Consider the following 14,148-nt stretch of genomic DNA (forward strand, 5'->3'; position numbering starts at 1 on the left):
TTCATCCCTGGGTCTTCTGGATAGCTTCGCGAAGCACCTGGCGGTCGTCGAAGGGACGCACCACCCCGGCGATGTCCTGGCCCTGCTCGTGGCCCTTGCCCGCGACCAGCACGGTGTCGCCCGGCTCGGCGCGGGCGACGACTGCGGCGATGGCGGCGGCCCGGTCCTCGAAGACCTGGACCTCGCCACGCTCGTGTACCGGCACGGACGCCGCCCCCGCGAGCATGGTTGCGAGGATCGCGAGGGGGTCCTCGGAGCGGGGGTTGTCGGAGGTCAGTACGGCGGTGTCGGCGAGCCGGGCCGCGGCGGCGCCCATCGGCATCCGCTTGGTCTTGTCCCGGTCGCCGCCGCAGCCGAGCACGACGTGCAGGCGGCCGCTCGTCACCTTGCGCAGGGCGCGCAGGACCGATTCGACGGCGTCCGTCTTGTGGGCGTAGTCGACGACGGCGAGGTAGGGCTGGCCCGCGTCCACGCGCTCCAGGCGGCCCGGGACGCCCGGCACGGCGGCGATGCCGTCGGCGGCCGTCTGCGGGTCGAGTCCGGCGGCGGCGAGGGCGACGATCGCGGCGAGCGTGTTCGCCACGTTGAACGGGCCCGCGAGCGGCGACCTGGCGGTGATCCGCTCGTCCTTGGGGCCGACCGCGGTGAACGTCGAGTCCATGGGGCCGACTTCGACGTCCTCGGCTCGCCAGTCGGCGTCGGGGTGGCCCTCGGCGGAGAAGGTGACGACCGGGACGCCGGCTTCCTTGGCGAGCCTGCGGCCGTACTCGTCGTCGAGGTTGATGACGCCGAGTTTGCTGCGGTGCGGTGTGAACAGTTGCGCCTTGGCCCGGAAGTAGTCCTCCATGTCGGAGTGGAACTCCATGTGTTCCGGGCTGAGGTTGTTGAAGACGGCGATGTCGAAGACGCAGCCGTCGACGCGGCCGAGAACCAGCGCATGGCTGGAGACCTCCATCGCGACCGCCTCGACGCCGCGCTCGCGCATGACCGCGAACAGCGCCTGGAGGTCGGTGGCTTCGGGGGTGGTGCGCTCCGACTTGATCCGCTCGTCGCCGATCCGCATCTCGACCGTACCGATCAGACCGGTGGAGCGGACCCTCTTCAGGCCGCCCTCCACGAGGTACGCCGTGGTGGTCTTGCCGGAGGTTCCGGTGATGCCGATCTGGAGCAGATCGCGCCCGGGGCGGCCGTAGATCGTGGCCGCCAGCTCGCCCATCCGGCCGCGCGGGTCGTCGACGACGAGGACCGGCAGACCGGTGGCCGCGGCGCGCTCGGCGCCGGTCGGATCGGTCAGGACGGCGACGGCACCGAGGCCGGCCGCCTGGGTCACGAAGTCGGCGCCGTGCAGGCGGGCACCGGGGAGCGCGGCGTACACGTCGCCGGGGCGCACGGCCCGCGAGTCATGGGTGATGCCCGTGACCTCCGCGATCGACGCCGGGGCGGTGGCACCCAGCTGATCGGCCAGTTCCGCGAGGGGTGTGGCGGAGACGTGAACCGGTCGCGGCGGTCCCGGATATGTCACAGGAACGCCCTTCTGGGTGGTTTGGGACTGATCAGCGTGTGGCACGGCGGTGAGCGTACCGGGCGCACCCCCGCTGGAGCGAAGCGAGGGGTTTGGCGGGGGCTGGTTCCCGGGAGCCGGGGTGATCGTTGTCACGAGCTGTTCCTGGTCCGTTGTGCTGGAGGCTGATCAGGGCGTGCGGTCACAGTGGATCACGGGGTGAAGGTCACGGGCAGTCTGGCGGCCTGGGCACCGCTGGGCGGGATCTGGAGGGTCTTCAGGGCGAACTCCATGACCTGCTTGTAGATGGGCCCGCAGGTCTGGCCGCCGAAGTAGGTGCCCTCGGTGGCGTTCTGGATCGCGCAGTAGACAGTGATCCTCGGGTTGTCCGCGGGCGCGAATCCGGCGAACGAGGACGTGTAGCCCTTGTACTTGCCGGTGGCCGGATCCACGCGGTTGGCCGTACCCGTCTTACCCGCGACCCGGTAGCCGGGGATACGCGCCTTGGCGCCGGTGCCCTGCTCGTCGTCCACGACGGACTCCAGCATCTGGGCGAGGGTCTTCGCCGTCTTCTCGCTCACGACCCTTGTCTTCTTGGGCTGGGCGGCGGGGGTGAAGCGACCGTCGGCCCCCTTCGAGCCGCGCACCAGCGTCGGCTCGATGCGTACGCCCCCGTTGGCGATCGTGGAGTAGACGGAGGCCGCCTGCAGCGCGTTGATCGACACGCCTTGGCCGAAAGGAATCGTGTACTGCTGCGACGTGGACCAGGTGTCGGGGGACGCGAGGATGCCCGCCGTCTCGCCGGGCAGGCCGAGCCCGGTGTGGCTGCCGATGCCGAACTTGCGCAGATACGAGTAGAGGACCTGGTTGGCCTCCTTCTGCGTCTTGCCGAGCTGGCCGGTCGCCAGGATGGTGCCGATGTTGCTGGACACGGCGAGCACGCCGTTGAGCGTCAGGTACCAGGTCTTGTGGTCGACGTCGTCCTGGAAGAGCCGGTCGCCGCGGTGCAGCCGGTTGGGCACGACGACATGCGTGTCGGGCGTGGCCGCGTTCTCCTCCAGGACGGCGGCCATCGACATCAGCTTGGCGGTGGAGCCGGGCTCGTACGCGTCTTCGATGGCCCAGTTGTGCAGGGTGTTCGGGTCGGCCTGGGAGAGGTCGTTCGGGTCGAAGCCGGGCGAGTTGGCCATGGCGAGGATCTCGCCGGTCCGGGTGTCCTGCACTATCACGTACCCGCGGTCCGCCTTGGACTTCTTCACCTGCTCGGTGATGGCGTTCTGCGCGGCCCACTGGATGTCGCGGTCGATGGTCAGCTCGACGTCGGAGCCGGCCACGGCGGGCGTCTCGGTGGAGTCCACGGTCGGCACCTGACGGCCGCCGGACTGGGCGTAGCGGATCTTGCCGTCCTTGCCGGTGAGCTCCTTGTTCAGCTGCTGCTCGATGCCGCCGCCGCCCTTGCCGTCGGCGTTGACCCAGCCCAGTATCCCGGCGGCGAGATCGCCGTTCGGATACACGCGCTTGCTGGCGGGGACCGCGAGGACCCCCGCGAGGACGTTCACCGTGGTCTTGTCGGTCTGGGACTTGGCCGCGAGCGTGGTCTTCAGGTCCTTGATCTGCTTCCAGACCTGGGGGGTCTGGCGGTGCGCGAGCAGGGTGTAGCGGGTGTTCTTCGTGCTCAGCTTCTTGGCGACGGTGTCGGCGTCCTGGCCGAGGATCGGGCCGAGCAGCGCCGCGGCCTGCTCGGGGGCGTCCGCCACCGTCGTGGCCTTTTGCGTGAACATCGTCGGATCGGCCGTGATGTCGTACGCGTCCACGCTCGTCGCCAGCTCGACGCCGTTGCGGTCGGTGATCCCGCCGCGCTCGGCGGCCAGCGTGCGCCCGACGTACCGGTTCTGCTCGGCCTTCGCGGCGTAGGTGCTCGCGTCCACGGCCTGGACCTGGAGCAGCCGCACGACGAAGGCGATCATCACCAGGGTCAGCGCGAGGCTGACCATGCGCAGGCGGGGCCGGGGGCTGCCGAGCCGGATGACGCGCGGACCGTTCGGCCGGGGTGCGCTCGGGCGGCGCGCGGGGCGGGCACCGGGGCCCGGGCGCCGCTGGCTTCCGGGACGTACGGGCCTGGCGGGTCCGGGCACACGGCGGCGCGGCGGTTCCCTGTCGGACACTTCCGTCACCTGCCGGGGGTTGTGGAGGGCTGCGTGGACGGGGTGGGGGCCTGAGTCGCCGGGACGGCCACGGACGGCTGCGCGGCGGACGTCGGAGACGGACTCTGCCCCTGCCCCTGACTCGGGCTCTGACTCTGACTTGGGCTCTGGCTCTGTGAGGCGGCGAGGACCTCGGGCGCGAGGACCATCGGGTTCCGTGCGGAGGACTGCTGGGCGGCGGCTCCCGGGACGCCCTTGACGGTGCCGTCGGGGTTGAGGAAGGCCGGGTCGCCGCCGGGGACCATGCCCAGCTCGCGGGCGCGGCGCTGGAGGGCGTCGGGGGCGGCGTAGGCGTCCACGTCCCGCTGGAGCGCCTGCTCCTCGTCGGTGAGGCTCTTGGTGTCCTTCTGCAGGTCGTCGAGGCGGAACGACCCTTCGCTGAGCGCGGAGTTCAGCACGAGGAGTCCGATGAGGCCGCCGCCGAGCAGGAGGACGACCAACAGGACGAAGGGGGTACGGGCGGCCTGTCCGGCACCGGCCGGCAGCAGCCGCGTGAGCCGGGCGGCCCGTCCCCTGAGTTCGGGTTTCGTGCTCACACGCCCTCCCTGCGGGTTCGGCTTCCCGAGTTCACGGCCGCTCGGCGGGATGGGTTTCCCGGCTTCACGGCCCCTTGGCGGGTTGGGCTTCCCGATGCCACGGCCGCTCGATGGGTCTGGTTTCCCGGCGCCACGGCCGCTCGGTGGGTCTGGTTTCCCAATGCCACGGTCGCCGAGTGGGTTTGATTTCCCGGCGTCACGGCCGCCGAGCGGGTTTGGTTTCCCCACTCACTGAGGCTGAGCAAGTTTGGATTCCCAACCCGCAACATCCCGCGGGTTTGGACATCCAACCCACGACATCCCGCGAGTTTGGGTTTCCGACTCACGCGCCCTCCCTCTCCCCGCGCCTCACTCGGCGTTGTCCTCGCGGATGCGTTGCGCCCCGCGCAGCCGGGCGGGCGCCGCGCGCCGGTTCTCGGCGACCTCTTCCTCCGTCGGAAGTTCGGCACCGCGGGTGAGCAGCTTGAGCCGGGGCTGGTAGCGCTCGGGCACGACCGGCAGTCCGGGCGGCGCGGTGTTGGCGGCGCCGGCCGCGAAAACCTGCTTGACCAGCCGGTCCTCCAGCGAGTGGTACGACAGCACGGCGATCCGGCCGCCGACGGCGAGCGCCTTCACGGCCGCGGGGATCGCCCTCTCCAGGACGCTGAGTTCACCGTTGACCTCGATGCGCAGGGCTTGAAAGGTGCGCTTGGCGGGGTTGCCGCCGGTGCGCTTGGCGGCCTGCGGGAGCGAGTCGCGGATCAGCTCGACGAGCCGCGCGCTGTTACTGAAGGGCTCCTTCTCGCGTTCGCGCACGACCGCGGAGACGATCCGCTTGGCCTGCTTCTCCTCGCCGTACGCCCGCAGGATCCGCACCAGTTCGCCCGGCGGGTAGGTGTTGAGCACCTCGGCCGCGCTGATCCCTGTCGTCTGGTCCATGCGCATGTCGAGCGGGGCGTCCTGCGCGTAGGCGAACCCGCGGTCCGCCTCGTCGAGTTGCATGGAGGAGACGCCGAGGTCGAACAGGACGCCCTGGACGCGCGGGATGCCCAGGCGGTCGAGTACGTCGGGGAGTTCGTCGTAGACCGCGTGCACCAGGGTGGCGCGGTCGCCGAAGGGGGCGAGCCGCTCCCCGGAGAGTCGCAACGCCTCCTTGTCGCGGTCCAGGGCCACGAGACGGGCCTCGGGAAACTGGGCGAGGAGGGCTTCGCTGTGGCCGCCGAGCCCTAGGGTGCAGTCGACGACCACGGCTCCCGGCTCGGCGAGGGCCGGGGCCAACATGTCCAGGCACCGCTGGAGCATCACCGGGACGTGTCGACTCTGGCTCAAGGGGCCCTCTCAAGTCCGGCGCGGCCGCACGCACCGCCGGGTCCCCGCCCGCTCGAGAAGGGGAGGCCTGCTGGCGCCGGGTGAGTGGCGTCAGCCGACCGGGAGCGGGAGGAGGCCGAGCCGTACGTACGCGCCGCGCACGCGGGGAGACACCGGAAAAGCGCCGGGTCTCCGGGGGATAACAGTCCAGCAGGGAGAGCCTCGCCTCCCGCTTCGCGTCACTTTAGTCCACGGTGTCTCGCGGTCAATCAACCGGCATGCGCGTCGCGCGGCCCTCTCCCGATGAAGCCGCAAATCCGCGGTAATCACCCTTATGGGCGCGCCGCCACCGCCCGTGTGGGTTACCTCACAACAAGCCACGATGACGTTCTTTGTCCCCTCTCACAGCAGGACTCCTCCGCCTGTGACCAGTAACGTCATAGGTATGACGACTTCCGCATCCGTTCCCACCGAACCCGAAGGCGCCATATCCACCGACGGCACCGTCACCGACCGTCTCGTCGATGCGAACGAGCAGTACGCCGCCGCGTTCACCGACCCCGGGATGGACGCCCGTCCCGTGCTGCACGTCGCGGTGGTCGCGTGCATGGACGCCCGGCTCGACCTGCACGCCGCGCTCGGCCTGGAGCTGGGCGACTGCCACACCATCCGCAACGCGGGCGGTGTCGTCACCGACGACGTGATCCGCTCCCTCACGATCAGCCAGCGGGCGCTCGGCACCCGCAGTGTGGTCCTCATCCACCACACCGGCTGCGGTCTGGAGTCCCTCACCGAGGACTTCCGGCACGACCTGGAGATGGAGGTCGGCCAGCGCCCCGCCTGGGCGGTCGAGGCCTTCCGGGACGTCGAGCAGGACGTACGGCAGTCGATGCAGCGGGTGCGCACCTCCCCGTTCCTGCTGCACACCGATGACGTACGCGGCTTCGTCTTCGACGTCACCACCGGTCTGATGCGCGAGATCGACCCCACCTGACCGGCTCCGCCGGACCCCCGGTCGGCGCCCCTCGGCACCTCGTGGGACTCTCTCTTCACGAAAGAACCCCGGCCTTCCGGCGCCCAAAGAGCCGTAAGACCTGACATATCGCGGCCAGTTATCCACAGGCGAGTGACACGAACCGGTAACGGCAACAAGAATGCGGGTGTGGCGTCACGCGGAACTTTCCGCGCGTGGTGTCCGTGTTTCGGGGTGGGCCGGTCCGCACAGGGCGTCGGCCCGGGAAAGGGCCGAGGAGGGCCGGGTGACGACCTATGACGATCGAGCGAGCCTTACGGATCTGACCGCCACTGTGGAGCGTGTCCGCAGTTCGGTGGAAGGAGTGATCGAAGGCAAGCCTGAGGTCGTACGGCTTTCGCTGACCGTGCTGCTCGCCGAGGGACATCTTCTGATCGAGGATGTTCCGGGCGTCGGCAAGACCATGCTGGCCAAGGCGCTGGCCAAGTCCATCGATTGCTCGGTGCGACGTATTCAGTTCACGCCCGACCTGCTGCCCTCGGACATCACAGGTGTGTCCATCTGGGACCAGCAGCGCCGGGACTTCGAGTTCAAACCGGGCGCGATCTTCGCCCAGATCGTGATCGGCGACGAGATCAACCGCGCCTCACCCAAGACGCAGTCCGCGCTCCTGGAGTCGATGGAGGAGCGCCAGGTCACCATCGACGGGCAGACCTACGAACTGCCCAGCCCCTTCATGGTGGTGGCCACGCAGAACCCGGTCGAGATGGAGGGCACCTACCCGCTGCCCGAGGCCCAGCGCGACCGCTTCATGGCCCGCGTCTCCATCGGCTACCCCAGCGCGGACGCCGAGTTGCAGATGCTGGACATCCACGGCGGGGTGAACCCGCTGGACGACCTCCAACCGGTGGCGCACGCGCACGAGATCGTGAAGCTGATCGACGCGGTCCGCACGGTCCATGTCGCCGACCCGGTGCGGCGCTACGCGGTGGACCTGGTCGCGGCCACGCGCACGCACCCCGACCTCAGACTCGGCGCCTCGCCGCGTGCCACGCTGCACCTGCTGCGCGCGGCGAAGGCGTCCGCCGCCCTGAGCGGCCGGGAGTACGCGCTGCCGGACGACATCCAGGCGCTCGCCGTGGCGGTCCTGGCCCACCGCCTGCTGCCCACGGCCCAGGCCCAGTTGAACCGCCGCACGGCCGAGCAGGTCGTCCAGGAGATCCTTCAGCGAACCCCCGTTCCCGCGGCTCCCCAGCAGCAGTCCGGCTTCACGATGGGCCGCGGTACGCCCGCGTACGGCCAGCAGCCGCCCCGGAGGCTCTGATGACGCAAGCGGGCACGGGGCACACCGCCGAGGAGGACACGGGCGGGCTGCGCACCGCGCTCGCCGGTCTCACCACGCGCGGGCGCTCCTTCCTGGCCGCCGGTGTCGCCGCCGCGATCTGCGCGTACGTCCTGGGGCAGAGCGATCTGCTCCGGGTCGGCCTGCTCCTGTCGGTCCTGCCGCTGGTCTGCGCGACCGTGCTGTACCGCACCCGCTACCGGGTCGCGGGCAGCCGCAGGCTCTCCCCCGCGCGCGTGCCCGCCGGTTCCGAGGCACGCGTCCATCTGCGGATGGACAACGTCTCGCGGCTGCCCACCGGACTGCTGATGCTCCAGGACCGGGTTCCGTACGTGCTCGGTCCGCGGCCCCGCTTCGTCCTGGACCGGGTGGAGGCCGGCGGACGGCGCGAGGTGTCCTACCGGGTGCGCTCGGACCTGCGCGGCCGCTATCCGCTCGGACCGCTGCAACTGCGGCTCACCGACCCCTTCGGCATGTGCGAGCTGACCCGCTCCTTCTCGACGTACGACACCCTGACGGTCATCCCGCGCGTGGAGGCGCTGCCGCCGGTGCGGCTGACCGGCGAGGCGAAGGGGTACGGCGACGGACGGCAGCGCTCGCTGGCACTGGCCGGCGAGGACGACATCATCCCGCGCGGGTACCGCTACGGCGACGACCTGCGCCGGGTGCACTGGCGCCTGACCGCGCGCTACGGCGAGTTGATGGTCCGCCGCGAGGAGCAGCCCCAGCGCTCCCGCTGCACGGTGCTGCTCGACACCCGGGGCATCGCCTTCCAGGGCGCGGGCCCCGACTCGGCCTTCGAGTGGGCCGTCTCGGGCACGGCGTCGACGCTGGTGCACATGCTCGAACGGGGCTTTTCGGTAAGGCTGTTGACCGATACCGGCAACTCGGTACCCGGCGAGGGCGCCGACGGTTTCGCGGGCGCCAGCCAGGAGTCGGCGGACGCGGCCGGAATGATGATGGACACGCTCGCGGTCATCGACCACTCGGACGGAACCGGGCTCTCCCGGGCGTACGACGTGCTGCGCGGCGGAAACGAAGGGCTGCTGATCGCCTTCCTCGGCGATCTGGACGAGGAGCAGGCGACGGTGCTCGGCAAGATGCGCCAGCGCAGCGGCGGGGCCGTCGCCTTCCTGCTGGACAGTGAGACCTGGGTGCGGGAACCGACCGATGTCCCCGGCCCGTTGGACCAGAGCGAGGATCGGCTGCGCATGCTGCGCGAGGCGGGCTGGACCGCCGTGATGGTGCCGCGGGGGGCGGGGATCGCCGACCTGTGGCGGGAGGCCGACCGACAGCGCACGCACGTCGCGTCGACGGGGAGTAGGGCGGGGGGCGACGGCTCATGAGCGGGCGTGCACGACTGTCACTGTGCGCGGCGGCGGCCACGCTGATGGCTGCCTGCGCCTTGCTGCCGCTGGTCGACCCGGCGACCTGGATCTTCCAGGCGGCGTTCCTGCTGGCGGTGCAGACCGGTGTGGGCGCGCTGACCCGGCGGGTTCCGCTGGCCCGGCCGCTGACCGTGGCGGTGCAGGCGCTGGTGACGCTGATGATGCTCACGCTGGCCTTCGCCCGGCAGCAGGCCCTCGCCGGGATCGTCCCGGGGCCCCAGGTCTTCCACCAGTTCGGCGTGCTGCTGCAGGAGGGCGCCGACGACGTCGGACGGTACTCGATTCCGGCGCCGCTGCACGACGGCATCCGGCTGATGCTGATCGGCGGCGTCCTGGTGATCGGGCTCGCGGTGGACGCGCTCGCGGTGACGTACCGCAGCGCGGCACCCGCCGGACTGCCGCTGCTCGCGCTGTACTCGGTCGCCGCGGGGCTCTCCGGCGGCAGCGCCGCATGGCTGTGGTTCCTGCTCGCGGCCGCCGGCTATCTGATGCTGCTGCTGGCCGAGGGCCGCGACCGGCTCTCGCAATGGGGCCGCGTCTTCGGCGGGGCGCCCCGCACACCGGGCCCCGACTCGGCCGGCGGCGCCGTCGCGCCGGTCCGCACCGGGCGCCGCATCGGCGCGGTCGCGCTGGGCATCGCCCTGGTGGTGCCGCTCGGCCTGCCCTCACTCGACGGCGGCCTGCTGGACGGCGCGGGGACGGGCGTGGGCTCGGGCTCCGGGGGCGGCGGCACGATCTCCGCGGTGAACCCGCTGGTCTCGCTCCGCGACAGTCTGAACGTGGACGAGGACCGCACGGTCATGACGTACCGCACCAACGCCGACGACACCCAGGACCTCTATCTGCGGATCGTCTCCCTGGACGACTTCGACGGCACGGCCTGGAAGCCCGCCCAACGGCGCATCCAGGACGTCCCGGACACCTTCCCGACGCCGATCGGCCTCGGGAGCGACATCCAGCGGGCCTCGATCCAGACCCGTATCTCGGCGGCCGACTGGTACGCGCAGGACTGGCTCCCGATGCCGTACCCGGCCAGCAAGGTCGACATCAAGGGCAGTTGGCGGTACGAGCCTGTGGGGCGCACCCTCGTCGGGGATCACGGCCAGAACACCCGCGGCCTGCAGTACGAGGTGACGAGCCTGGTCGTGCAGCCGACGGCGGCGCAGCTCGCGAGCGCTCCCGAGCCGTCGGCGGCGATGAAGCGCGAGTTCACCAAGGTGCCGGAGTCGTTGCCCGCGGTGGTGGCGAACACCGCGCGGAAGGTCACCGAGGGCTCGGCCAACCACTACGAGCAGGCGGTCAAGCTCCAGGACTACTTCGCCGTCAGCGGCAACTTCCGCTACGACACCCAGGTGCAGGTCGGCAGCGGCTCCGCCGCGATCGCGCGGTTCCTGAAGGAGAAGGAGGGCTTCTGCGTCCACTTCTCCTTCGCGATGGCCGCGATGGCCCGGACGCTGGGGATACCGGCCCGTGTGGCGGTGGGCTTCACGCCCGGCTCCCCGCAGGCGGACGGTTCGATGTCGGTGGGGCTGCGCGACGCGCACGCCTGGCCCGAGCTGTACTTCGAGGGAGTGGGCTGGACCCGCTTCGAGCCGACCCCGAACCGGGGCACGGTGCCGGAGTACACCCAGACGGACACCCCCGGCAGCAACGTGCCGGCCGTTCCGAAGCCCACGCTGTCCTCGTCCGCGGCGCCTTCCACCGCCCCGTCGGCGAGCGAGAGCTGCACGGCGCAGCAGCGCAAGCTGGAGGCGTGCCCGAGCCAGTCGGCGGCGGCGACGGCGAGCTCCCACGACGACAGCTGGCCGTGGTTCAAGATCCTGGGGCTGACCTTGGCGGGGCTCCTGGTCCTGGCGGTGCCGCTGCTGCCGATGCTCTGGCGGATGCGGATACGGGCCGTTCGGCTCGGCGGGCACGGCCGCACCGAGGCGGACGCGGCGGCGTACACGCTGGGCGCCTGGCAGGAGGTGACCGATACGGCGTGGGACTACGGGATCGTGCCGGACGAGTCGCAGACGCCACGCAAGGCCGCCGCGCGGATCGTCCGTCTCGGGGACCTCGATCCGACGGCGTCGGACGCGGTGCACCGGCTGGCGGCAGCCGTGGAACAGGTTCTCTACGCCCCGCATCCCCGACCCGTGGCAGGCCTCGCGGACGACGCGCGCCGCATCGCGGACGCCCTGCGCACCTCGGCGAGCCGCCCTGCCCACCTCCGCGCCCTTCTCGCGCCCCGCTCAGCCATCCGTGTGGTCTGGGCGGCCTCGGCCCGCCGGGCGAGCCTGACGGCCCGTCTCGCGGCCCGCAGGGAGACCCTGCTGCGCCGCCCTTCGGGTCAGAACAGCTGACGGTCACGGACACATGTGGCGCCACCCCGTCCGGGGTGGCGCCACATGTGTCCCCGGGTCTGCCTCGGTGGGTCCGCCGCGGTGCGTGCGGATTCCCTCGGTACTTTCGCAAGTCCGGCCGCCACTACCGCTGGTGCGCTGACGCCGCCCCCGTGCCGGGCTCCTGGGGGGTTTCAGGGCGTGCGTGAGGGGGTGTCCACCACCTGGGTGGACACCCCCTCACGTGCGTTTCTTCGGCTGCGGCGCCCGGAGGGCTAGTGGCCCTGTTCGTCGCGGCGGCGCTGCCAGCGTTCTTCGATTCGGTGCATCAGGGAACGGCGCTGCCGACCCTGGCGGCGAGCGGCGGGTGTGCCGGGCGCTGCCGGCTGTTCACCCGGTTTGGGGGCCTTGCGCCAACCGGTGACGGCAAGCACCGCGCAGCCCAGCATGACCAGGAAGCCCACCACACTGAGCCAGATCTGTACTGCGACCATTCCGGCCATGAGGAGCGCGATACCCACCAGGAAGCCCGCGACCGCCTGGTAGACCCGTCGCCGGGTGTACGTACGCAGCCCGCTTCCCTCAAGCGCTGTCGCGAACTTGGGATCTTCGGCGTACAGCGCTCGCTCCATCTGCTCGAGCATTCGCTGCTCGTGCTCCGAGAGCGGCACGGAGTCCTCCTCATCGTGCAGTCGCCGGGGCGACCGGGGGTCCCCTTCAGGATAGGCAGGGAATCGCCCCCGTGAAACCCGCCCCTCTACGCCAATTCGCCAACCGGAACCCGCCATGGCGCCCCGATCCACTGAGGCGTGCATTCCCCAGCGAACGGTCCGTCATGCCGGACGGTCTCCCTCGATCATACGGCGCCGAGCACCCGATCGGAGGGTCTGTGGCGTACTCCATCTGCCGCCAAGCCCCTGATCAGCGGCGCGCCCCTCTTTGGCCTCGTTCGCCTCCGGGGCGCTCGGGCGCGGGAGGCGGCTCAGTTCTCGGCCGCCCCCTGAGCCTCACCGAGCACATGGAGCTGTGTCGCCACGGAGTGGAACGCGGCGAGCTCGGCCGCCGCCGCCTCCAGCTTCAGCAGTGCCTCCAGGGCCCCGGGCTCGGTGTCCACAAGGACTCCCGGCACCAGGTCCGCGAAGACCCGCACGCCGTGCACGGCGCCGACGCGCAGGCCCGCGCCCTCGACCAGGGCGGTGAGCTGTTCGGCAGTGAAGCGGTGCGGTACGGGATCACCCTCGCCCCAGCGTCCGTCCGGGTCATCGAGCGCCTGCCTGGCCTCCTTGAAGTGCCCGGCGAGGGCGCGGGCCAGCACGGCTCCGCCCAGGCCGGCGGCGAGCAGGCTGAGGACACCCTCGGGGCGCAGCGCGTCGACCACGTTGCGCACGCCCTCGGCCGGGTCGTCCACGTACTCCAGGACGCCGTGGCACAGCACCGCGTCATAGCCGCCGCGCTCGACCACGTCGAAGAGGCCGTGCGCATCGCCCTGGACGCCCTGCACACGGTCGGCGACGCCGGCCTCGGCGGCGCGGCGCTCCAGCGCGAACAGCGCGTTCGGACTGGGGTCGACGACGGTGACACGGTGGCCGAGGCGGGCCACAGGCACGGCGAAGTTGCCGCTGCCGCCTCCGGTGTCGAGTACGTCGAGGGACTCCCGCCCGGTGGCCTTGACCCGGCGGTCCAGGGCGTCCTTGAGGACCTCCCAGACCACGGCGGTACGGAGAGAAGCGCGGGGGCGCATCGGGTCCGACACGGCAGTTGACTCCTCGGCGCGGCACCGCCTCTTGCAGGGCGGAGCGATCTTTGTGGCCTCCCGGTGAGGAGGCTGCAGGCGCCTCCACCCTATTGCCTCCGCCGTCGTGACTGATCCTCCGTCTCACGCGGCGGATCGCGCGATGAGCGGGCGAGGGCCCGTAGGCCGTTTCTCGGCCGTGGTGCCGGTCAGCCCGCGTCCGGGATCTCGCGGTCTCCCTCCTGTCGGGGCTGGGGAAGCACGGGTTGCAGCACCAGCATGCGTTCGACGAGGCGCAGGAACATCGCCACGTCGCGTATCAGGTCGTCGGCGTCGCGGCTGCGGGCCGCGCCCTGGATGCCCGCCTCGGCGCGGGCGCGACGGGTGGCGCCGGAGGCGAACAGGGCGCTCCACTCGGTGAGTTCGGGCGCGATTTCGGGGAGCACTTCCCAGGCGCTGCGGATACGGGCCCTGCGGCGGGGCGTGGTCTCCGGGCGGCCGCGGGCGGCGAGGACGGCGGCGGCGGTGCGCAGGGCGGCCAAGTGGGCCGTCGCGTACCGCTCGTTGGGCGTTTCCAGGGCCGTCGCCTCTTCGAGTCCGGCGCGGGCCTGGGCGAGCAGCTCGAGGGCGGCGGGCGGGGCCGTGGCCCGGCGCAGCACGGGGTGCACGTCGCTCGCCGGGCCGGTCAGTGAGGGGGCAGGGCCGGTGGCGCGGCGCCGGTGGGCGGCGGCCGCGGAAGAGCTGGCCATGACGAACCTCCTGTCGTCTGTGTGACGGCACTGTGGCCGTATGTGCCCATCGTGAGGTATGCCACTGACAATCCGTTCTGACCTGGCCTTTTGCTTCGATCGAAGGTTCGAG

The 14,148-nt window shown here is 71.4% G+C and carries 11 protein-coding genes; 4 read left to right on the forward strand and 7 right to left on the reverse strand.

All coding sequences use genetic code 11. The features are described 5' to 3' along the window. Position 1: 1 nt before the first annotated feature. The 4 genes from AB5J50_RS13895 to rsmH all read right to left on the reverse strand — a co-directional run bounded on the left by AB5J50_RS13895 (position 2) and on the right by rsmH (position 5,549). The gene (locus AB5J50_RS13895) at positions 2-1,657 is read right to left on the reverse strand and encodes a UDP-N-acetylmuramoyl-L-alanyl-D-glutamate--2,6-diaminopimelate ligase (protein WP_369257966.1); all 1,656 of its coding nucleotides are present in this window, start codon (positions 1,655-1,657) and stop codon (positions 2-4) included. A 56-nt stretch (positions 1,658-1,713) separates the two neighbouring features. Beyond that, entirely contained in the window at positions 1,714-3,666 is a 1,953-nt protein-coding gene (locus AB5J50_RS13900; protein WP_369257968.1) for a peptidoglycan D,D-transpeptidase FtsI family protein, read from the reverse strand. Positions 3,667-3,671: 5 nt separating this feature from the next. Continuing rightward, positions 3,672-4,241, reverse strand: a complete 570-nt coding sequence (locus tag AB5J50_RS13905; protein ID WP_369257970.1) for a hypothetical protein — start codon at positions 4,239-4,241, stop codon at positions 3,672-3,674. Between the two features lie 348 nt (positions 4,242-4,589). After that, positions 4,590-5,549 (reverse strand): 16S rRNA (cytosine(1402)-N(4))-methyltransferase RsmH, encoded by a 960-nt coding sequence (rsmH, locus tag AB5J50_RS13910; RefSeq protein ID WP_327428050.1) that lies wholly within the window; start codon positions 5,547-5,549, stop codon positions 4,590-4,592. A gap of 424 nt (positions 5,550-5,973) precedes the next feature. Between rsmH and AB5J50_RS13915 the strand changes: the two genes are divergently transcribed. The 4 genes from AB5J50_RS13915 (at position 5,974) to AB5J50_RS13930 (ending at position 11,576) form a co-directional block, all read left to right on the forward strand. Beyond that, the gene (locus AB5J50_RS13915) at positions 5,974-6,522 is read left to right on the forward strand and encodes a carbonic anhydrase (RefSeq protein WP_327428051.1); all 549 of its coding nucleotides are present in this window, start codon (positions 5,974-5,976) and stop codon (positions 6,520-6,522) included. A gap of 265 nt (positions 6,523-6,787) precedes the next feature. Then, a complete protein-coding gene (locus AB5J50_RS13920) occupies positions 6,788-7,825 on the forward strand; it encodes a MoxR family ATPase (protein WP_327428052.1) in 1,038 nt (345 codons plus the stop codon). Further along, positions 7,825-9,189 (forward strand): DUF58 domain-containing protein, encoded by a 1,365-nt coding sequence (locus tag AB5J50_RS13925; RefSeq protein ID WP_369257973.1) that lies wholly within the window; start codon positions 7,825-7,827, stop codon positions 9,187-9,189. The genes AB5J50_RS13920 and AB5J50_RS13925 overlap by 1 nt, the downstream gene beginning before the upstream one ends. Next, positions 9,186-11,576, forward strand: coding sequence for a DUF3488 and DUF4129 domain-containing transglutaminase family protein (locus AB5J50_RS13930; protein ID WP_369257975.1), 2,391 nt, complete (start codon positions 9,186-9,188; stop codon positions 11,574-11,576). The genes AB5J50_RS13925 and AB5J50_RS13930 overlap by 4 nt, the downstream gene beginning before the upstream one ends. A gap of 254 nt (positions 11,577-11,830) precedes the next feature. On the opposite strand, the gene AB5J50_RS13935 is transcribed toward AB5J50_RS13930, so the two are convergent. From AB5J50_RS13935 to AB5J50_RS13945, 3 genes are all read right to left on the reverse strand, one after another. Further along, positions 11,831-12,226 (reverse strand): DUF3040 domain-containing protein, encoded by a 396-nt coding sequence (locus AB5J50_RS13935; RefSeq protein ID WP_369257977.1) that lies wholly within the window; start codon positions 12,224-12,226, stop codon positions 11,831-11,833. Positions 12,227-12,537: 311 nt separating this feature from the next. Further along, a complete protein-coding gene (locus tag AB5J50_RS13940; RefSeq protein ID WP_327428056.1) occupies positions 12,538-13,308 on the reverse strand; it encodes a methyltransferase in 771 nt (256 codons plus the stop codon). A gap of 188 nt (positions 13,309-13,496) precedes the next feature. After that, the gene (locus AB5J50_RS13945) at positions 13,497-14,036 is read right to left on the reverse strand and encodes an SAV_6107 family HEPN domain-containing protein (RefSeq protein ID WP_369257979.1); all 540 of its coding nucleotides are present in this window, start codon (positions 14,034-14,036) and stop codon (positions 13,497-13,499) included. Between the last annotated feature and the right edge of the window lie 112 nt (positions 14,037-14,148).

The organism is Streptomyces sp. R35, assembly GCF_041053035.1.
Classification (GTDB): domain Bacteria; phylum Actinomycetota; class Actinomycetes; order Streptomycetales; family Streptomycetaceae; genus Streptomyces; species Streptomyces lutosisoli.